This window comes from Aquimarina sediminis (assembly GCF_002895435.1).
GTDB classification, from domain to species: domain Bacteria; phylum Bacteroidota; class Bacteroidia; order Flavobacteriales; family Flavobacteriaceae; genus Aquimarina; species Aquimarina sediminis.
In genome coordinates, this window is the sequence record NZ_POYJ01000004.1 from 14,189 (window position 1) to 33,619 (window position 19,431).

Sequence of the window (19,431 nt, forward strand, 5' to 3'; positions counted from 1 at the left end):
TATTATGAAAACATTCAAAACCTTTTTACTATTATTCAGTATACTCCTATTAGGGATCAAAACAAGTACGGCTCAAGAGTCGCAAAACAACATTAGGGTTACCGTTGTAAATATCCCTTCTGATAAAGGAACCATACAAGTAGGTCTATATGACAATAAAGCTAATTTTTTAAACAAAACCTATCGAGCTACCAATGTAAAAGCTAAGAAAGGAAGTGTACAAGTAGTCTTCAAAAATGTTCCAGTAGGAGTATATGCTATTTCGTTATACCATGATGCTGATAACAACAAAGAACTCAACACTCTTTTTGGAATTCCGACAGAATCCTATGGAACCAGTAATAATGCCAAAGGGATGTTTGGTCCTCCAAAATGGGAAGATGCAAAATTTAGAATTAACAATAAAGAAATTGTGCAATCCATATCACTTTAAAAAAGATCAACATTTCATCCTCAAAAAATTACACTTGGGTAGTTTTTAATTTCTAAAAAGTAGAAAACAGAAGATCTTTACAGTAATACTAACAAACAATCATAACTATGAGAGCGATTATTATTTTATTAACTTTTTTAACCATAGGTTCAATCAATGCACAATCTTCCTACGAAAAAGGAATGGGTAAAGCTTTTGAATTATGGGGAAACAAAAAATCTGACGAGGCTATTAATCTTTTCGAACGTATTGCCAAAGCAGAAAAAGACAACTGGCTACCTTATTATTACGCCGCTCAGATTCATATCACAACCACTTTTGGTAGTAAGGATGCAGAAGCAATAGAATCTAGATTAAAAAAAGCCCAAGATTATCTTAATGAAGCCAAGACATTATCCAAAGAAAATGCAGAAATATTGATTATGGAAGCGTTACTCAATACTGCTTATGTAGCTTACAAGCCTTCTGAATATGCTATGACATTATCTCCAAAAGTTGAGCAATTATATAGAAAAGTAAAGGTACTGGAGCCCAAAAACCCAAGAGGTATTTTATATCATGCAGAATGGAAAATGGGAAGTGCAAGATTCTTTGGTAATGACCCAAAAGCCTTTTGCCCTGAAGTAGAAAAAGCTATATTGTACTTTGAAAATGAGTCTCACGATACTCCTTTTTATCCTCAATGGGGAAAAAACGAAGTAAAACGTGTTCAGAAAAACTGTAAAGGGTAATTCTTTCTGCTAAGAAACCAAACCCCAAAACAATAAAGAATCTAAAAGAAATGAATATGACCGAATTAAAAAAAATAGCAATAATCTCCTTTATAATTTCAATTGGGGTTGCATTAATTACTTTGCTATCGAATGAGTTTAGTTTTGAGGAGATTCTTACCATAAAGTGGTGGACTATTTCTTTTTTTTACTGCTTCTTCTTAACCTATCTTAATTCGTGGTATTTTAATCTTCTGAACACTCGGTTTGAATGGAAAAACAAAGGATTACAAAGAGTACTAGTTGGTGCAGGAGGATCTATCATCCTTACTATGATAGGATATGCGATATGTCAATTTGTTTTGGCTGTGATTGTATTCAAGGCACAAACTGTTTCTGAGTTTATAGCCAATCAATCTTTTAAGGATTATCTATTTCCATTATTGCTTACCATTATCATTTCATTGTTTTTTCATACTGTATATTTTTATAAAGCACTACAGGAAAAAAAAGTTACCGAACAAAAAATCATTGTAGGAACGGTGTCTGCCAAATTTGCTGCGCTAAAAAATCAATTAGACCCTCATTTTTTGTTCAACAGTCTTAATGTGTTAACCTCATTAATAGAGGAAAACCCAAGAATGGCTCAGAAGTTTACCACTTCGTTATCAAAGGTATATCGATATGTTTTAGAACAAAAAGACAAAGAACTTGTAACCGTAGATGAAGAGTTAAAATTTGCAAGAACTTACATGACCTTAATACAATTACGTTTTGAAGATAGTATTGTATTTGACATTCCGGATCGAGCCTCTAATCCAGAGGCTAAGGTGGTGCCATTATCATTACAAATTCTACTCGAAAACACTGTAAAACACAATATAGTAATGCCAGAAAACCCATTACATATTAAGATCTATGAAAAAGAAGGTTTTCTAGTAGTAGAAAACAACCTTCAGCCCAAAGAAATTATTAAACAAAGTAGTGGTGTCGGTTTAGGAAATGTGCAACAGCGATATGCATTATTAACAAAAAGAAAATTCACTGTATATAAAACAGAAGAGGCCTTTATTGCAGAGTTACCAATATTAACAAAACAAATTAAAGCAATAGACATGACAGTATCACAAAATATCGAAGATGCAAAAAGCCTTAAGTATAAAAGAGCTCAAGATCGAGTAAAAAAGATAAAAGATTTTTATAGCAGTCTGACTGCATATTGTATTGTAATACCATTTTTGGTATTTGTAAATTATAAAACCACAGGTTTTAACCTTCCATGGTTTTTGTTTCCTATGGCAGGATGGGGAATCGGGCTTTTGTTTCATGCTTCAGATGCATTTGGTTTTCACATCTTAGGCAAAGACTGGGAGAAAAAGAAAATTCAAAAATATATGGAAGAATCTAAACGTAAATAGATATGAATAATCAAAACCAACAAGAGCGTTATGACAAAGCAAAAAAACGGGTAGAAGATGAAAAAGGATTTTATAGTCACCTTACCACATATATTATTATAAATATTGTCATATTAATAGTCAATCGATATATATACACCAATGCAGATTCGATCAATACAGATGTAGGATTTACCAAGTGGCTAAACTGGCATATATTTATTACACCCGCTCTATGGGGAATTGGTTTAGTATGTCATGGCATATGGGTATTTAAGAAAAACTCTTTGCTGAATAAAGGCTATAAAAAATCAATTTTTAGCAAAGAATGGGAAGAGCGCAAGATTAAAGAATTAATGGATAAAGACGATTTTTAAAAAACGATAAACAAATGAAAGATTATAACGAACAAAAAAGATATGAACGCGCTAAGAATCGCGTCGAAGAATTAAAGAAATTTTATAATAACCTAATATCGTATATAGTGATCATAGGTTTTCTGGCAGGATTAAACTATTATCAAAATGAATGGAGATATGCCTGGTTTTTGTGGGCTGCATTTGGATGGGGAATTGGTTTAGCATTTCATGCTGTAAAAGCCTACCGATTAAACCCTATGTTTGATAAAGATTGGGAAGAACGTAAGATCAGAGAATACATGGATGAAGATCAAAATCGCCAGGAACAACAACGTTGGGAATAATACCAAATTAATATAATAAATCGTTAATCAATGAATACTCGAATTACTTTTATTTTATTCTTTTTATCTACTTACCTGTTTGCTCAGGAATCTTCTAATATGCAAACGATCACAACCATATGGAAAGCCGAAAAAAAAGTACAACAAAAAAAATAAACGCTACAAAAAAATGAATGTTATCATTATTGAAGACGAAAAACCTGCTGCAAGACGTCTTGGCAGAATGCTTAATGACCTAAACATAGAAGTTTCTACCATGCTACACTCGGTACAAGAATCAATCGCCTGGTTTAGTACTAATCAGCACCCTGATTTAATTTTTCTGGATATTCAATTAAGTGATGGATTATCATTTGAGATATTTGATACAATTACGATTAAAAGCTCTATCATATTCACTACTGCTTATGATGAATATGCCTTAAAAGCTTTTAAGCTAAATAGTATTGACTACCTACTTAAACCTATTGACGATGAAGAGCTTGAAACAGCTGTAGAAAAATACAAAGAGAGACTTCCTCAAAAACAGCAGCTACAGGTAGATTTTGAAGACATTAAAAAACTGTTAATAAATCCTATGGATCGTGTCTACAAAAAGCGTTTTACTGCCAAAGTGGGGCAACACCTAAAAATATTTATGGTAGAGGATATAGAGTGTTTTTATTCTGAAAACAAAGGTACTTATTTACATACTACTGATAATAGAAATTATCTTATTGATACCACTCTAGAATCACTCGAAGAAGAGCTAAACCCTCAGCAGTTTTTTAGAACCAGTAGAAAGTTTTATGTTAATATAAATGCGATCAAAGATATTATCTCGTACACCAACTCCAGGTTACAAATCAAACTAAATCACTTTAATGAACAAGAGATTATTGTAGCCAGAGAACGAGTAAAGGACTTTAAAATGTGGTTAGAATAGTTTTTCTATCAATATCTACATAGACTTGCATCTAACAGTTTTTATCTCCATAGCATAATTTCTATTGTCATATTGAGTCCTTTGACAGGCTCTGGCTGGTAACTAAAAGTTTATACCCCCAACACCAGACCTCGATCTTCAAACCCCAAAAATACAACAACACTAAAGCCGAAGTACTACAGTCATAAATCCTGTGTACTTCGGCTTTGAGATCAATAGTTATTGTTAGGGGTAACTAAAATGGAAAACTAATATGTAATTGTTACTTTATAGAGATAAGCAAAGCTCAGCTACTTTCTCTTTTGTTTTAACAACAATGTATTTACTTAAACCATGTGATAAAAGTATAGTAAACACAGTACTATTATGATAAGAATTAGATCAATGAAAAATTTCTATCGACCAATAAAATAAAGTATATAGATGAGTGGAAAACAAAGATCAAACTACGCCCGTCCTCTATCTTCAAACCTCAAAAGCATAACAACACTAAAGCCGAAGTACTACAGTCATAAATCCTGTGTACTTCGGCTTTGAGATCAATAGTTATTGTTAGGGGTAATTTAAACGAAAACTAATATGTAATTGCTACTTTATAGAGATGAGTAAAAACTCATGTGTACTCTGTTTTTGTATTGATAACAATGTATTTACTTAAACCATGTGATAAAAGTATAGTAAACATAGTACTATTATGATAAGAATTAGATCAATGAAAAATTTCTATCGACCAATGGGATAAAGTATATGGACGAATGGAAAACAGCAAAACTAAGACAAAGACCTAACTTTGATTTTAATGTATATACGATAAAGAAACACTCACTTACAGTAAAGAAATATACTCTTACGTTGAAGAAATAGGGGTTTACAGCAAAGAAATGTACACTTACACTCAAGAAATATGCATCTACAATAAAGAAATGAGGATTTACTATACTACAAGACACGTTTACATTACTGCAATAGTCCTTCAGTGATAAAGTAAATATATATTACTCAAAAAAGAGAGTAAATACAGAATTCTGTAATATGTGTAAGATACTAATCATTATTTTAGCCGTTGGGAACAGATAAATAATAGTAAGGGGAATTCTTTTTTAAAGGGTTTTACTTCGTTTGGGCATTGTATAAACTAGTGCCGGTTTGCAACTAGTATTGTATATAAATAAACGGTAAGAGTACAAAAAAAGAAACTCAGTAGCCTCATGATAGGTTACAGGTTTTATCTACAAAAAATAAAAACAACATAATTTACAAGAAACAAATGAAAACAATTCTACGGCTTTTATTAATTACATTAAATATTATTACACTAAATTCTTGCAGCAGTGATGATGACAAAGAATACCCAAATACAATTACCGTAGATGGACAGTCTATAGAATTAAAAGGGGCATCTATACTACCCATTAAAGAGCGACAGGAAGATTTTACTTATAAGTATTATCACTATTTAGAGGTGTTTGGTGGTGATATCAAGTATGTAAACTTAGAAGAACTGTATAATGGCACTGGATTTTTATTCTCTGTATTACTAAACGCCAAATCAGAAGATATAGAGGGAGCGACTTATACCTTTAATGAAAAAAATGGTCCCAATACTTTTTCACAAGCAGGATATTGGACTTCTTTTGATCCAGATGACAAGAACCTACCTGCACCTAGTGTTATAACCTCGGGTACGGTTAAAATTGTACGTACCGGAGAAGATGCTATTTATATAGATGTAATCGACAGCAATGGTAAACATATAAAAGGGAGTTATAACTTATTTATTCGAGGATTGTATGTTCGTAGAGATTAATTAGATAATACTTCAACTCAGACATAGTATAAGCCAGAGCTATTTTTGTAATAAGTACCGTGTTTAACTAAGCGCGATACAAAGAATAAAAAAATCCAGTAACCTGATGAATAGGTTGCTGGTTGGAACTATAAAACTACTAGTTTTTAGTATCTACAATAAGAAATTTACATTTACATCGTGTACAATTTCCTAGATTCACACCTAAAAATTTGAAAAAAGAAAATAGCTAAAACTCTCAAAACTAAAAAATCAAAAAATCGAGTACATTTATATATAAATTGAAACTTTATGAAGTTACATTTTTCCTGCAAACACTGTAATTTTTTACTATTACTCAGTTTTTCTTTACTCCAAATTAGCTGTGATAGCAATGATGAGGAAGTGATTCCTTCGCCTGAAAATGATTTCCTTGGAAAGGATTATTTCTATTATACGTTTGATGGAAGTAAAGAATATGAATATTCGGACAAGATTTATGTCGACGTCAGACAACATTCAGAACCTTCAACAATATACAATATAACAAGCGGTCCGAATACAAGATCAGGTTTCGGAGAACTTGGGACAGGTGAATCAGAAGGTTTTTCAACATCCTACTATTTTTGGCTGCCTGTAACAGAGGATCAAATTCAAAGTCTTGTATTACCATATAAGAGTGAAACAACTAGTTTTATTGGATTTCCGAGCTCTTCAACGGATAGTAATCGTGTCTTTCAATTAAGCATGACTGTTTATAAAGAAAACACTATATGGCGAAGTTTAAACAGTGAAGAGTGGTTGAATTTTAGCTCGGAAGGTTTCCTACAAAAAAATTATCACATTTTAAAAAATATTACTTTACTAGATTCATCAGATTCAGAAGTAAATATTTATAAAATTGAAGGCGAGTTTGAAATAAACCTAAACTATGAAGGAACTTCTATGTTAAAACCTGTGTATGGAAAATATAGGATTGAGCTTTTAGTATATAAATAACATATAACAAAACTACATACAACTATTCAATACCATGACAAAAAAAAGGTAACAAAACCATAGCTTATAACATATACTAAAAACAGTTTCTGTATTTAACACTACAACAAGGATTTGTAATCTGTATAATATAACACTTAGAAAAAGTCAAATTAATGAAAAGCAATTGTATAATCTTACTCCTTTTATTATCGACCATCGTTTATAGTCAAGAAGATATACAAGAGGTACTTAAACAAGATGTATGTGAATGTTTTGGAGAAAAAACAAAGCACTCCTTAAGTTCTGGAGATGCTTATGTCATAAAAATATGTTTGTTAGCAAAAATTAGAAACTACTCTCCTGAGTTCCAAGATATCCTCAAAGAAGAGCATTTTATAGAAGTTAGTAAGCGTAAAAGCCAGAAATATGAGATTAACTTTAAAAACTTAGGTCTATTTATTGCAGGACACTTAGAATATTTTATTCAAGAATGTGATGTGTATTATCTGTATTCTTCTGCATCACGCATTCAGAACCTTGCTATAAGGGCAGGAACCTACAGATATAAAAAAACTATGCTGGTAAAAAAAAAGAAAAAATCAGAAAGTGATCCAGCATTTTTTTATGAAAGTGGTATGACGCATCTTGCCACGGGTAAGTATGAAATGGCAAAACAAGATTTTTATAAATATCTGGATAAGTATCCTAATGATGAAAAAGCTCTCTATGGTCTGGCTTGGGCTTGTGAATTAAATGAGGAGTTTGGTGTAGCTATTGGATGGTATAAGCAATTAACAAAAAAAGGAAATCGCTATGAAGCTGCCAAAGGATTAGAAATTACTAAACGAAAAGTAAAAGACAAAGAAGCTTTTGAATCACTTGAAACATTAAACCGACTAATAGCAATAAAAAGTGCTGCGATTCCTAAAGGTGAAAAATCGATCCCAAAAGGAAGTTCTGTTCCAGTAATGCAAGGATGTGAAGGTTTAACCGATCAAAACCAAATCAAGCGTTGTATGAATGATTTGGTAAAAAAACACGTAAATGAGAATTTTAATGGCGATATGGTCATTACCAATTCTAACTTAAAGCCAGGAAAACACACTATACATGCTGCTTTCAAGATATCTAAACACGGAAAAATCGAAGATATCAAAGTGCTTTTTAATGATCCATTCGCTATTTATGCCACAAAAAGAGTATTAAGTTCACTTCCTCCAATTATAAAACCTGCAACATCAGCCAACGGAGAGCCTGTAGAAGTTTACTACTCAGTACCAATTTATTTTTTAATATCGGATTAGATACTTTCTCACTGCTCAGACAAGTAACTTAACAAAAGAAAAACCGGCTATATTTATATGCCAATCTTATAAAAACAAAATTATGATTAGATTACTATGTATTACTTTTTTATACACATCTTTGATCTTTGGTCAAAAAGATATACAAGTTAGTCCTAACATCATTCAATGGGAAAAAGGGGTGTTTTTGAAACCTAGTGATTTTAAAATTAATAAAGATGTTGATCCATTTAAAGTTAAGAATGCATTGACCACTTATAAAATAGAAATTCTACCCAAAGAAGTTATTGTTGATGAAAAAAATAATATTGTAAATTATTTAAAAATGAATCTTGCCACTTATTTTTATAAAAAAAAGTCGTGGTTAGGCAATAAGAAAGACCCTAAGCATTTGGCACACGAACAGCTACATTTTGATATCGCAGAGTTATTTGCCAGAAAAATGCGTAAAGCCTTTAAGGAACTTAAAAATAAAAGGATTAAGAATTTTGATGATTATCAAAAAGTATACAATAAGTACTGGAAGGCTTGCAAAACATACCAAAACACATATGATCGCGAAACTTTTAATGGATCTATGCCCATACCGAGCAATGATTGGTTATTAAAAGTAGATAAAGAGCTATATGAACTAGAGGAATATACGTATAAGAAAGTAAAAAGTCGTTGGAGGGAGAGAATGAAGAAATCTTAATTTCACTTAATTATAGTATGACTTAATACTGCTTTGAATTAATATCCATGAGGTTTTTAATAGTTTAAAAACTCATAATATAAAAAAAAACAAAAGTTCAAGATATATGTAAATATGCATAAAATTATAAATAATTATATAGAGAACCTTTCAACTTACATTAAAAAAGAATTTTCGTCTGAGTGTATCATTGATTTAAAAAATCATGAGGTAATAATACACCGTGAAACCTTAGTTAGTCAAAAAAGAGCTTTGAATTTTTATTCTGAAAAATATGAAATGCAATTATTTTTAAATGAAGAAAATCGACTAAAAGGTTTTAAAGATCTTTTGACAAATATAGAAAAAGTAAATTTTGAAAAACAAATTAGAATATCGAGTATAGTTTCTTCTAATGCTGAATATATAATATTTGAAATAGAAAAAGAAGGAATGATTTTAGGAATCTTAAAAAATCAATTTGGGACATTGAAAAAAACAGAAAAACACATTAAAACATTGAAACATTGAAAAGTAGACAAAATACAATTTCTCTATCTATTAATTACTATAGGTTTATTAAAGGGCAATTAATCGAATATATAAAATAAGCTACGAGCTCCGCTCCCGCAATATGAAATCTAAGTTAAAAATATCGTTCACCACTTAAAGAATAGAAGAGGAATGTATTTACTCAATAGAGATTCATATGTATCCTTGATCTCTTTTTTGATAGGTTTTGATCTTGGGGCTGAAGAACAAAACAAAAATGTTTTCGGTGAATTTCATGATTGGCTTCAAGAAAAAAGAAAGAAACATTTTAGTTTACATTGGTCGAGCTATATTCTTAATGAAATGTGTGAAGGAAATGAACAAAGAGCGATTGAATTAGTTCTTGATTTGATGAAAGATTTTACAGATGATGTTGAATGGAGTAAGAAATATTCAACTCCTAGTTCCCCTACTCCCGCTAGCTTCAAAATAAGCAATGATCATAAATAAACAGTACCAGTAAAAAAATTTGATTCTAAATAAATTATCTCCTTTTGAAAATTAAGAAAAAAATATTCATATTTCTGAGTGTCTCGCTTATGGTACCTACATCGGTTATTTTACATATTTATTTAAAAAGGGTAACATATAGTAAAGAAAGGGCAATGAAAGTATGGGAAGAAAGAATTGAAGAATTTAATAAAAATTACGACATTATACATCAAAAGAAGGTAATAAGATCTACATCGGATAGTTTGAAGTAATTAGATTACCCTAGTATTCGTTTTGATAGTAATAGCATTAATTGTAAATCTACTAATCTGGAATCGTATTAAAGAATTAGATATATTGCTAAAAGTAATTGAGAAAAAATAATATCGTGGACAATTTAAAAGACTTTTTTGCCTACTTAAACCAATCTTTGTCAAGTGATGTAAGTTATAACGACTTAGCAAATCTATGCTTAACACTATTTTGTACCATCAGCATTCTACCTGAGAAATTTCATAATGTTATTCTTAATAAGGAAAACCTGGCAATTATCTTTTCTAAAATAGCTAAAGAGAAAAATATCCCTTCCTACTCGCCTACTTCTTCGTTTTATGGAGCTTCATTTCATAACAGTCATGATAAAGGGCATTGGTTAGAAGTAATGGCTAGTGTTCTAAAATTATCCAATGAACCTAATACAAAAGAAGCTAAAAAATTGCTGATATCCTCTGATCAGATATAGTATGAATTTTTCTAGTTTAAATAGAGTAGTAATATTCTAAAAAATTGGGTAATATTTCTCCGTTTCCAACACTTAATATATAAAATACTTAATTTTTAAAACTTTTTTTATGTTAGAATCAATTTCAAAAGTAGGATCAGTAATTAGTAAAAAGGAACAAAAATCTATTCATGGAGGGGAGATTTTGATTAGATGTCGTAGGGGAGAATGCCCTGTTTTTTTAAACGGACGCGTTGTAGCCTGTTATCAATGTTCTGCTTCTTAACTATTAATAGATCGGTAGCCATACAACTCTAACTCTGCAAAGAATGATTAAGCAAAAGAAAATGCTTCTGATCTCGTAGTAGTAATGGCAACAATCAAAATGATCCGGTAACCTTTATCTGGTTACTGGACTTTTTTTGAATTAAAGATATTGGATCAACATCATCCTGATCTCTTGGGTAAGGTTTCTTCCCTAACTAGAATGATATAACTAATTCGTATCCAAACTTAATAACTCATTACTGTACTATAACTTAAACCCATAACCAAAGCTAAAGCATAACAATTATATCTATTGTATACTTCAGCTTTATGATGTATTCTTTTTATTTAGGGGTAAAAATATGTGACAAAAACTACTATTTATATGTTTCTTTTTAGAGGCAAATCGTTGCTTACTTTATGTTTCATATAAAAACAATGTATTATTTAAAACTTATAGTATAAAAGTATAATTAATACCCGTATATAACGATCTAGCTTAGATCACAGTTAAATATCTATAGACGAGCAGAAATATCCAATACATTACTCCAAAATAGGATGATAATAGATTAGTAGCCAGAATGAGAATGAAGACAGAGTGCGTCTATTCTTTACATTTTACAAAAAAACACTAGTACTCCCACTGTCTTTTCTTATTTAATTCTTCCTCAGCTTCTATTTCTGATTGCGGAATCACTTTAAGAAAAGATGGGTGTTGCTCTATAGCATACTCTAGTTTACTTACGATATCATCTATTGAATCATTATCGTAGTCAATATCTAATGCTTCTTTGATAACCATAGATTGTAAAATCCCTCGTTTTTTGATACGAATACCCTTTTTATCAAAAGATCTTCTAAACCCATCAATCACTATCGGAATTACAATAGGTCTATACTTTCTAATGATATGGGCAGTTCCTTTTCTAATTGGTTTAAAAGGTTTGGTTGTTCCTTGCGGAAAAGTAATTACCCAACCGTCTTCAAGAGCTCTAGATATATTGGTAATATCGCTCATTTTTACCTGGCGATTCACATCTTTTCCTTTTTCTCTCCATGTGCGCTCTACTGTTATAGCTCCTGCATAAGCAAGTATTCTTGCCAACAATCCTGCTCTCATGGTCTCCTTTGCCGCTACATAATACAAGTTCATCTTTGGTTGCCATAGATATCCTACATTTTTTATAGAGTCTGTACGCCCACTCAAACTAGCATTAAACACATGAAACATGGCTACTACATCGGCAAAATAAGTTTGATGATTCGAAACAAATAAGACATTATTATCAGGAAGATTCTTAAAAACTTCACTTCCTTCTATCTGCAATTCATTAAATCCTCTATAGCGTCTATGTGTTAGCCCACCCATAATTCGGATAAGCCATTTTTTTAAAAATAATATATGACCAAATGGATTTCTTTTAAATAATCCCATATGCTTTAAAAAACTGGTTGTATTTAGAACGCCAAATATACAAAATCATAACTCCATTGACGTCTTTAAAAGCATTTTAAGCTCACTAAGCATCATTGCCGTCGCTCCCCAAACCACATAACCATTTAATTCAAAGGAAGGTACCTCTATGTTTTTGGCATAAGAAGTGGTTAATTTTTGAGGAACTACATTATTCTCATTAAGTAATTCTTCTAATGGTACTTCAATAACTTTTGCTACTTCTTCTTTTTGAAGAACAAAATCAGGTCTGCTTTCTGCAAACCCCATAAACGGATGTACCCAAAAATTAGAAGGTGGTATGTATACTTTGGTCAACGGTTTTAGTACATTAACCATACTAATCTTAACTCCTACCTCTTCCTCGGTTTCACGCAAGGCCGTATCGGTATAGTTCAAATCATAAGTCTCTACCTTTCCTCCTGGTAATGCAACCTGTCCAGAATGTACTCCCTCATATTCTGGTCGTAGAATCAAAACAAAGTGAGTTACAGATTCTTTTGGGTAAAAAAGCATCATTACTGCAGCATTTCGCGGGTTTTTCTCTTCTATCTTAAGGCTATTCAGTTCTCTCATTCTAATCTCTGGAGCCATAATAAAATGAGAAGATTCTCCCGGTACTGACATTTTTTTTACTTTTGGAATTAAATTTTTAAATGTTTCAAATGTCATTTACCAAATCAATTTTATGCTTTTGCATATTTATTATCATATTCTCTAGTTGTGAAGATACACATTCTAAAAAAAATAAACAGAATGTGACAACAAATACAGATTCGATTTCTGTAAATGATCACAAATCAAAAAAGAACGATGCCAAAATACAATCCTCTAAGAAATCTGGCTCCGTAGATAATGTTATCGACGAAGAGCCTTTTAAACTTACCAATGAAAACCTTAGAGAGTTTATGGCTCGCTACGGAAAAGAAAACCCCGAGACTTTGGTAAATATAAAAACGCTCTATGGAGATATTCATATCAAACTACATAAGGAAACACCATTGCACAGAGCTAATTTTATTTATTTAGTAAAACAAAAATATTTTGATGAAACATTTTTTTATCGCGTAGCCCGTGGTTTTGTAATTCAGGCTGGAAATAGTGATCGCCAACAGATGGCTAATAAACGTTTTGAAATTGGAGAGTATACTATTCCTCAAGAGCCCGTAAAAGGGTTAAAACATAAAAGAGGTGCTGTTGCTTTATCCAAACAATGGGTAGACAATCCTTCTAATCGCTCTACTCCGTTTGAATTCTTTATTGTAATTGCCAAAAATGGAGCATTTCATTTGGATGGTGAACATACTATCTTTGGAAAAGTTGTAAAAGGAATGGACGTTGCCGATAAAATCTCTAATGTACCTGTAGATAGTAGCGAATGGCCAATTGAGAATATTTTTATAAAAGCCGAAGTTATAAAATAATCCCCATGTACAGTAAAGCTTTAATCAAACAAAATATGATATTAGATTATAACTTCTGCGTATAATAATTATAATCTGCTATGACTCTATCAACAAACTGTAAAGGTTTTTCCTGAGGTACTACATCCATCAAGGAACTTACTTTTTTAGAGAGTTCTAATATAATGTTATGATCAGCATGTCGTCTTGCTTCGGTATATATAGTTTTGATTTTACGCATCTCTTCATCACTAAAAACTGTAACCTGTGGATAGACTGCTACATAGTCATCAGGGATATCAACCAAAATAGTTTGATTAAATCGTACTCGTTGTCGTTCACTTATTACCGTAGTACCTGCTGCCATATCTCCAAGACGTTGACCTCTCCCATTTAATAAAATAGCCACTACGGCAATACCACCAAATGCCAAAGAAATATCTAACAAACGAAGTAACCACCTTATCAAATAATTAGAAAAAGCTGGTCTTGAACCGTCTAATCTTACAACTTTTAACTTCATTGTAGCTTTACCAGGCGTTTTACCATCCCAAAAGGTTTCCCACATCAAAAAATATAGGAAAGAAGGCAAACTTAAGATTAGCCAAAAAGCCCATTGATCTCCCATATCTATATCCAATACACCAATAATAAATAGTATTACGATAAAATATGCTATGATAATCAATAGATCAATTAGATACGCCAAAATACGTTCTCCTATTCCAGAAGCATTTTGTTGTATACTAACATTTTGAGCGGTTTCTATTTGAAAATTATCCATTAATTATGTTTCTTTGATCCTCTTAATCTATGATTCATGCGTGAGGCGGCTTTTGTAAAGCAAAATAAAGATAAATGGTTAAAATTTGAAAGTGTTCTGGTTAATAATACTCAAATAACTCCAGATGAGCTTTCTAGTTTATATATAGAAATAACCGATCACCTTAGCTATGCACAAACATTTTACCCTAATAGCCAAACACTTAATTATCTAAATGGTTTAGCCTCCAACGCACATCAAAAAATATATAAAACAAAAAAAGAAAAAAAAAACCGATTATATTCGTTTTGGGTTAAAGAATTCCCATTAGCATTCTATGCGTATCAAAAAGAACTTCTAATTGCTTTTTTAATATCCGCTTTGTTTACTGCTATTGGTGTATATTCTTCGGCTACAGACGGTGCTTTTGTAAGATCTATATTAGGAGATGGCTATGTAAATATGACTTTAGAAAATATTGCTAATGAAGATCCTATGGCGGTATACAAGAAAATGGGAGAAACCAATATGTTTTTGGGGATTACTATAAACAATATTAAAGTGGCTCTAAATTGCTTTATTTTGGGAGTAATTTTTGGTATAGGAACCGTGTATATGCTTATGAGTAATTTTATTATGCTAGGGTCTTTTCAATATTTTTTCTATGATAAAGGGTTATTATGGGAAAGTGCCCGAACAATATGGATTCATGGAACAATTGAAATTTCTGTTATTATCATTGCAGGGTGTGCAGGGTTAGTCGTAGGCAATTCAATTTTATTTCCTAAAACGTATACCCGTCTCACCTCATTTGTTAATGGAGTTAAAGCTGGATTAAAAATTGTAATCAGTACGATTCCCTTCTTTATACTTGCTGGTTTTCTGGAAGGTTTTGTAACCAGACATACCGAAATGCCAGATTGGCTAGCAATTCTAATCATCTCTGGATCATTAGCCTTAATACTTTTTTATTACGTAATTTACCCTAGACAATTATATAACAAATTAAAAGATGAACAATAACCACATAGAGTTTAAGAAAAAGAGAGAACTAGGAGATATCCTTACCGATACTTTTGCTTTTTTAAGACAAAATGGTAAATCTTTGTTATCCATTTTAGTAAAAACTTCAGGCATTCCTTTTTTATTACTTTTACTTGCCTCAGCATATTATACCCATGCTTCTGCCAATGTATTTGATCCTATAAGTATTAGAAATGGAAATATGCTTAATTCTGGAGCTATAATCATTGCTCTTTTTTCTATGTTAGCAACACTACTGGTGTTTTATGGTATTCTCTTTGGTACCGTTTTACACTACATTAAGGTATATATTGATACAAGAGGTAATGTAGATAGTGAAATAGTAGTACAAAGTGTAAAAAAAGATTTTGGAAAATTAATAGGGTTGGGACTTCTCTCGGGGCTAATTGTCTTTATTGGAATGTTGTTTTGTGTCATCCCTGGTATATATCTCTATGTGCCTATGAGTTTGGTTTTTTCGATTTTGGTTTTTCGTAACACCTCAGTTTCAGATGCAATAAGTGATAGTTTTGAGTTAGTAAAGAATGAATGGTGGATTACCTTTGCTACATTTTTTATCGTAGGACTTATTATTTGGGTAATAAGTATGGTATTTTCTATTCCTGCTGTAATCTACACCCTTACCAAAACATTCACGGCTGCCTCTGAAGGATCTATGGTTGATTCTTCAGAAATGTTTGATTGGGTGTTTATAGTCTTAAATACATTAGCATCGGCCGCTCAGTATGTATTATATATTATTACTGCTATTTCGACAGCATTTATCTTCTACAATTTAAATGAAAGAAAACATGCTACCGGAGCATTAGAACAAATAGATTCATTAGGAAAATCTGAGTAAATTGAAAATTCTATATTGCCTATTATTTTTGATCCCCTTTTCTGTATCTTCAAAGATACAGGATAGTACGGCTACTGTTTCTCGAGAATTAATATATGATTCAGACTCTAGTCAAAAAATACAGCAATTTGACCATCAAAAAATAGTTGAATTTCTAAAACAAGATGATTTTGACTATACAGAATATCAAGAACCAGATAACTGGTGGATACGGTTAAAGAAATGGTTAAATCAACTCTGGAATAAATTTATCTCATGGGTATTTGGTGCAGATGAAGTTACAGGATTCTGGGCTATAGTATTAAAAATCTTACCCTATGTATTGGTTGTTGGCGTATTATTTTTACTTGGTTGGTTATTTATGAAAGTAAATCCCGCGGATATGCTTCTTGAAAAGCAACAACCTCCGCAAATTGAACTTACAGAAGACGAGGATATTATTCAAAATCAGGATATCCAACAGCTAATCAATAAAGCGCTCCAACAGAAAAATTATAGATTAGCCATTAGATATTATTATCTATCTATATTAAAAAAACTATCAGACCAAGAATTAATTCAATGGGAAGCCCAAAAAACAAATACTGACTATATCAAAGAGTTAACAGATAATCATATGCAAGATCAGTTCAAATCTATCACCAAATTATACGATTTTATCTGGTATGGTAACTTTGAGGTTAATGAAAAGGCGTACCAAAAAGCCGAAAAAGAATTTACAACCTTAACCCATTTTATTCAACAATAATTCGATGGCTAAAAGCTCTAAAATATTTATCATTATTATTATAGCTGCCATCAGCATACTTACTTACTTAGAAGCTAGTGAGCCAGAACCTATAAATTGGTATCCCAGTTATGCAAAAACGGATAAAATCCCTCTGGGTACCTTTGCTTCATATCATTTGATCAAAGAAGCATTTGATAGTAAGGGACTCAAGGATATCAATCAACCACCATATGAGTTTCTTGCAGATAATGATACCTTAACTGGTGTATATTTTTTTGTTAATGGAGCTATCAATTTTGATAAAGATGAACTAAACAAAGTGCTAAACTGGGTAGAAAGGGGCAATACCTTGTTTGTCTCTGCAAAAACGATAGAAAGCAAGTTACTAGATACTCTTAATATTGAAATTGACAATCTTATATCTCTCGACGAAATCTCTACTAAACCACTTGTAGAACTAACAAATAACAACCTAAAAAGCACATCGCCTTTTTTATACGATAGAGATGTATACAATCCGTTTTTCAGTAAATTAGATACAATAAACACTACTATTTTAGGAGTATCGCAATTGTATAACGATACTTTGAGGATAAAAGATCTTAATGCTAATTATATACAACAACCCTTTGGTGACGGTAAAATCCTCCTTCATACGTTCCCAGAAGCTTTTGGGAATTATTTTATGTTAAAAGATAAAAATTATCAATACACACAAAATCTCTTAGCTTACCTCGATCCTAATCAAAAAATCCTTTGGGACAATTATTATAAGTCGGGAAAAACATTTTATACCTCTCCCCTTTTCTTACTTTTGAATAATCGATATCTGAAATGGGCCTATTATTTTATTCTTATAGGAGTTGTATTGTTTGTGTTTTTTGAAGGAAAACGAAAACAACGTAGTATTCCTATTATTGCGCCTTTAAAAAATCAAACCTTATCTTTTACAAGAACAATTAGTGGAATGTATTTTGAAAAAGAGAAACACAAAGAAATTGCGACTAAACAAAACTTATTATTCCTGGATTATGTTCGTAATACTCTTAGAATCCCAACGGATACACTAGACGAAAAAACAATCATCGATATTGCCGCAAGAAGTAATAATAGTGTTGAGGATACAAAGACAATATTCAGGTACTTTGATGAATTGGATAAAAAATTGAAAATTGAAAAAGAAGAGTTAATACGCCTTTATGAATTAATAAGCACATTTAAAGGTCAATCTTAAAACGGTATAAGTATTTTAAACGAATTATAGATGGAAAACGAAGAAATCACTAATAACCAAAATCAGGAACAAACTTCGCAAGAAGCTTCAGTAGAGCAAAACATTAGTTTTCAAAATAGAATTGATCTTAGTGAATTGCAACAAGCAGTAGAAAAACTTAAGACAGAACTGTCTAAAGTGATTGTTGGGCAACAAGATTTTATCGAGTTATTAATAGTATCTCTTTTATCCAATGGTCATGTATTGATAGAAGGAGTACCAGGGATTGCAAAAACGGTTACAGCCAAACTGTTTGCCAAAACATTAAAAACTGATTTTAATCGAATTCAATTCACTCCGGATTTAATGCCTAGTGATGTATTAGGAACTTCTATACTTAATATGAAGACTAGTGATTTTGAGTTTAAAAAAGGACCTATATTTTCTAATATGGTTCTTATTGATGAAATCAACAGAGCCCCTGCCAAGACACAAGCCGCCTTATTTGAAGTTATGGAAGAAAGACAGGTAACTATTGATGGTATTCGATATCCTATGGAACCTCCTTTTATGGTTTTGGCAACTCAAAACCCAGTAGAACAAGAAGGTACTTATGCCTTGCCTGAAGCACAACTAGATCGGTTTTTGTTTAAAATCAAAGTAGATTACCCAACGTTTGAAGATGAAGTAAATATTCTAAAAACTCATCATGAAAGAAAAACAACCAAGCCATTAGAGATTATTGATTCTGTGTTAACACCACAACAATTATTAGAATTTAAGGCTAAAACGCAAGAGGTTATTATTGAAGAAAAAATATTAGGATATATAGCTCAAATCGTAACAAAAACCAGAACGCATCCCCACTTATATTTAGGAGGTTCTCCTCGTGCATCTATAGCCGTTATGAACGCGTCAAAAGCATTTGCTGCAATTAACGGAAGGGATTTTGTAACTCCAGAGGATATAAAAAAATCCCTTTTCCCAGTGCTGCGCCATCGCTTAATTTTATCTCCAGAACGAGAAATGGAAGGAATGACGACAGAAAATGTTATTGAAATGATACTGCAATCTGTAGAAATACCTCGCTAGTTTTG

The 19,431-nt window shown here is 31.7% G+C and carries 24 protein-coding genes; 21 read left to right on the forward strand and 3 right to left on the reverse strand.

Features of this window, described 5'->3' with window-relative positions; genetic code table 11:
* The first annotated feature begins 4 nt into the window (after positions 1–4).
* The 15 genes from C1X07_RS10765 (at position 5) to C1X07_RS25020 (ending at position 10,903) form a co-directional block, all read left to right on the forward strand.
* A complete protein-coding gene (locus C1X07_RS10765) occupies positions 5–433 on the forward strand; it encodes a DUF2141 domain-containing protein (protein WP_103070028.1) in 429 nt (142 codons plus the stop codon).
* A gap of 107 nt (positions 434–540) precedes the next feature.
* Entirely contained in the window at positions 541–1,164 is a 624-nt protein-coding gene (locus C1X07_RS10770; RefSeq protein WP_103070029.1) for a tetratricopeptide repeat protein, read from the forward strand.
* Between the two features lie 56 nt (positions 1,165–1,220).
* Positions 1,221–2,561: a 2TM domain-containing protein gene (locus C1X07_RS10775; RefSeq protein ID WP_103070030.1), complete on the forward strand. Its 1,341-nt coding sequence runs from the start codon at positions 1,221–1,223 to the stop codon at positions 2,559–2,561.
* A 2-nt stretch (positions 2,562–2,563) separates the two neighbouring features.
* Positions 2,564–2,917: a 2TM domain-containing protein gene (locus C1X07_RS10780; protein ID WP_103070031.1), complete on the forward strand. Its 354-nt coding sequence runs from the start codon at positions 2,564–2,566 to the stop codon at positions 2,915–2,917.
* 14 nt (positions 2,918–2,931) lie between these two features.
* Positions 2,932–3,243, forward strand: coding sequence for a 2TM domain-containing protein (locus tag C1X07_RS10785; RefSeq protein ID WP_103070032.1), 312 nt, complete (start codon positions 2,932–2,934; stop codon positions 3,241–3,243).
* Between the two features lie 30 nt (positions 3,244–3,273).
* Positions 3,274–3,399, forward strand: a complete 126-nt coding sequence (locus tag C1X07_RS25375; protein WP_262494911.1) for a hypothetical protein — start codon at positions 3,274–3,276, stop codon at positions 3,397–3,399.
* A gap of 13 nt (positions 3,400–3,412) precedes the next feature.
* Positions 3,413–4,168, forward strand: coding sequence for a LytR/AlgR family response regulator transcription factor (locus C1X07_RS10790; protein ID WP_103070348.1), 756 nt, complete (start codon positions 3,413–3,415; stop codon positions 4,166–4,168).
* A gap of 1,267 nt (positions 4,169–5,435) precedes the next feature.
* Positions 5,436–5,975 carry a hypothetical protein gene (locus C1X07_RS10795; RefSeq protein ID WP_103070033.1) on the forward strand — a complete coding sequence of 180 codons (540 nt, stop codon included), beginning with the start codon at positions 5,436–5,438 and terminating at the stop codon, positions 5,973–5,975.
* Between the two features lie 291 nt (positions 5,976–6,266).
* Positions 6,267–6,953, forward strand: a complete 687-nt coding sequence (locus C1X07_RS10800) for a hypothetical protein (RefSeq protein ID WP_103070034.1) — start codon at positions 6,267–6,269, stop codon at positions 6,951–6,953.
* A 155-nt stretch (positions 6,954–7,108) separates the two neighbouring features.
* Positions 7,109–8,239, forward strand: a complete 1,131-nt coding sequence (locus tag C1X07_RS10805) for a hypothetical protein (protein ID WP_103070035.1) — start codon at positions 7,109–7,111, stop codon at positions 8,237–8,239.
* A gap of 82 nt (positions 8,240–8,321) precedes the next feature.
* The gene (locus C1X07_RS10810) at positions 8,322–8,933 is read left to right on the forward strand and encodes a DUF922 domain-containing protein (RefSeq protein WP_103070036.1); all 612 of its coding nucleotides are present in this window, start codon (positions 8,322–8,324) and stop codon (positions 8,931–8,933) included.
* A 114-nt stretch (positions 8,934–9,047) separates the two neighbouring features.
* Positions 9,048–9,443 (forward strand): hypothetical protein, encoded by a 396-nt coding sequence (locus tag C1X07_RS10815; protein ID WP_103070037.1) that lies wholly within the window; start codon positions 9,048–9,050, stop codon positions 9,441–9,443.
* 153 nt (positions 9,444–9,596) lie between these two features.
* Positions 9,597–9,914 (forward strand): hypothetical protein, encoded by a 318-nt coding sequence (locus tag C1X07_RS10820; protein WP_128755244.1) that lies wholly within the window; start codon positions 9,597–9,599, stop codon positions 9,912–9,914.
* A gap of 370 nt (positions 9,915–10,284) precedes the next feature.
* Entirely contained in the window at positions 10,285–10,638 is a 354-nt protein-coding gene (locus C1X07_RS10830) for a hypothetical protein (protein ID WP_103070040.1), read from the forward strand.
* Between the two features lie 109 nt (positions 10,639–10,747).
* Positions 10,748–10,903 carry a hypothetical protein gene (locus C1X07_RS25020; protein ID WP_164914143.1) on the forward strand — a complete coding sequence of 52 codons (156 nt, stop codon included), beginning with the start codon at positions 10,748–10,750 and terminating at the stop codon, positions 10,901–10,903.
* A 615-nt stretch (positions 10,904–11,518) separates the two neighbouring features.
* Here the strand turns inward: C1X07_RS25020 and C1X07_RS10835 are convergent.
* Together C1X07_RS10835 and C1X07_RS10840 are read right to left on the reverse strand one after the other, a co-directional pair.
* Positions 11,519–12,322: a lysophospholipid acyltransferase family protein gene (locus C1X07_RS10835; RefSeq protein ID WP_103070041.1), complete on the reverse strand. Its 804-nt coding sequence runs from the start codon at positions 12,320–12,322 to the stop codon at positions 11,519–11,521.
* A gap of 45 nt (positions 12,323–12,367) precedes the next feature.
* Complete coding sequence (locus C1X07_RS10840) at positions 12,368–12,967, reverse strand: NUDIX hydrolase (RefSeq protein ID WP_241507235.1); 600 nt, start codon at positions 12,965–12,967, stop codon at positions 12,368–12,370.
* A 131-nt stretch (positions 12,968–13,098) separates the two neighbouring features.
* Between C1X07_RS10840 and C1X07_RS10845 the strand changes: the two genes are divergently transcribed.
* Positions 13,099–13,764, forward strand: coding sequence for a peptidylprolyl isomerase (locus C1X07_RS10845; protein WP_241507236.1), 666 nt, complete (start codon positions 13,099–13,101; stop codon positions 13,762–13,764).
* A gap of 46 nt (positions 13,765–13,810) precedes the next feature.
* Here C1X07_RS10845 and C1X07_RS10850 read toward each other — a convergent pair whose 3' ends face one another.
* Entirely contained in the window at positions 13,811–14,527 is a 717-nt protein-coding gene (locus C1X07_RS10850; protein ID WP_103070043.1) for an RDD family protein, read from the reverse strand.
* Between the two features lie 36 nt (positions 14,528–14,563).
* Between C1X07_RS10850 and C1X07_RS10855 the strand changes: the two genes are divergently transcribed.
* From C1X07_RS10855 to C1X07_RS10875, 5 genes are read left to right on the forward strand one after another with little or no spacing between them, the layout of a single operon-like run.
* Positions 14,564–15,529: a stage II sporulation protein M gene (locus C1X07_RS10855; RefSeq protein ID WP_103070044.1), complete on the forward strand. Its 966-nt coding sequence runs from the start codon at positions 14,564–14,566 to the stop codon at positions 15,527–15,529.
* Positions 15,519–16,391, forward strand: coding sequence for a hypothetical protein (locus C1X07_RS10860; RefSeq protein ID WP_103070045.1), 873 nt, complete (start codon positions 15,519–15,521; stop codon positions 16,389–16,391). Before C1X07_RS10855 ends, C1X07_RS10860 begins: the two co-directional genes overlap by 11 nt.
* Before the next feature lies 1 nt (position 16,392).
* Entirely contained in the window at positions 16,393–17,139 is a 747-nt protein-coding gene (locus C1X07_RS10865; RefSeq protein WP_128755245.1) for a DUF4129 domain-containing protein, read from the forward strand.
* Between the two features lie 4 nt (positions 17,140–17,143).
* Positions 17,144–18,355 carry a DUF4350 domain-containing protein gene (locus tag C1X07_RS10870; protein ID WP_103070047.1) on the forward strand — a complete coding sequence of 404 codons (1,212 nt, stop codon included), beginning with the start codon at positions 17,144–17,146 and terminating at the stop codon, positions 18,353–18,355.
* A 30-nt stretch (positions 18,356–18,385) separates the two neighbouring features.
* Entirely contained in the window at positions 18,386–19,426 is a 1,041-nt protein-coding gene (locus tag C1X07_RS10875) for an AAA family ATPase (protein ID WP_103070048.1), read from the forward strand.
* Positions 19,427–19,431 lie beyond the last annotated feature (5 nt).

Excerpts from the sequence above, each read along its gene's own strand:
- C1X07_RS10790 (WP_103070348.1), top strand. The coding sequence starts at position 3,413 with ATGAATGTTATCATTATTGAAGACGAAAAACCTGCTGCAAGACGTCTT.
- C1X07_RS10815 (WP_103070037.1), top strand. The coding sequence starts at position 9,048 with ATGCATAAAATTATAAATAATTATATAGAGAACCTTTCAACTTACATT.
- C1X07_RS10785 (WP_103070032.1), top strand. The coding sequence starts at position 2,932 with ATGAAAGATTATAACGAACAAAAAAGATATGAACGCGCTAAGAATCGC.
- C1X07_RS10870 (WP_103070047.1), top strand. The coding sequence starts at position 17,144 with ATGGCTAAAAGCTCTAAAATATTTATCATTATTATTATAGCTGCCATC.
- C1X07_RS10810 (WP_103070036.1), top strand. The coding sequence starts at position 8,322 with ATGATTAGATTACTATGTATTACTTTTTTATACACATCTTTGATCTTT.
- C1X07_RS10860 (WP_103070045.1), top strand. The coding sequence starts at position 15,519 with ATGAACAATAACCACATAGAGTTTAAGAAAAAGAGAGAACTAGGAGAT.
- C1X07_RS10775 (WP_103070030.1), top strand. The coding sequence starts at position 1,221 with ATGACCGAATTAAAAAAAATAGCAATAATCTCCTTTATAATTTCAATT.
- C1X07_RS10850 (WP_103070043.1), bottom strand. The coding sequence starts at position 14,527 with ATGGATAATTTTCAAATAGAAACCGCTCAAAATGTTAGTATACAACAA.
- C1X07_RS10875 (WP_103070048.1), top strand. The coding sequence starts at position 18,386 with ATGGAAAACGAAGAAATCACTAATAACCAAAATCAGGAACAAACTTCG.
- C1X07_RS10780 (WP_103070031.1), top strand. The coding sequence starts at position 2,564 with ATGAATAATCAAAACCAACAAGAGCGTTATGACAAAGCAAAAAAACGG.
- C1X07_RS10855 (WP_103070044.1), top strand. The coding sequence starts at position 14,564 with ATGCGTGAGGCGGCTTTTGTAAAGCAAAATAAAGATAAATGGTTAAAA.
- C1X07_RS10795 (WP_103070033.1), top strand. The coding sequence starts at position 5,436 with ATGAAAACAATTCTACGGCTTTTATTAATTACATTAAATATTATTACA.
- C1X07_RS10820 (WP_128755244.1), top strand. The coding sequence starts at position 9,597 with ATGTATTTACTCAATAGAGATTCATATGTATCCTTGATCTCTTTTTTG.
- C1X07_RS25375 (WP_262494911.1), top strand. The coding sequence starts at position 3,274 with ATGAATACTCGAATTACTTTTATTTTATTCTTTTTATCTACTTACCTG.
- C1X07_RS10800 (WP_103070034.1), top strand. The coding sequence starts at position 6,267 with ATGAAGTTACATTTTTCCTGCAAACACTGTAATTTTTTACTATTACTC.
- C1X07_RS25020 (WP_164914143.1), top strand. The coding sequence starts at position 10,748 with ATGTTAGAATCAATTTCAAAAGTAGGATCAGTAATTAGTAAAAAGGAA.
- C1X07_RS10805 (WP_103070035.1), top strand. The coding sequence starts at position 7,109 with ATGAAAAGCAATTGTATAATCTTACTCCTTTTATTATCGACCATCGTT.
- C1X07_RS10765 (WP_103070028.1), top strand. The coding sequence starts at position 5 with ATGAAAACATTCAAAACCTTTTTACTATTATTCAGTATACTCCTATTA.
- C1X07_RS10770 (WP_103070029.1), top strand. The coding sequence starts at position 541 with ATGAGAGCGATTATTATTTTATTAACTTTTTTAACCATAGGTTCAATC.
- C1X07_RS10840 (WP_241507235.1), bottom strand. The coding sequence starts at position 12,967 with ATGTCAGTACCGGGAGAATCTTCTCATTTTATTATGGCTCCAGAGATT.
- C1X07_RS10835 (WP_103070041.1), bottom strand. The coding sequence starts at position 12,322 with ATGGGATTATTTAAAAGAAATCCATTTGGTCATATATTATTTTTAAAA.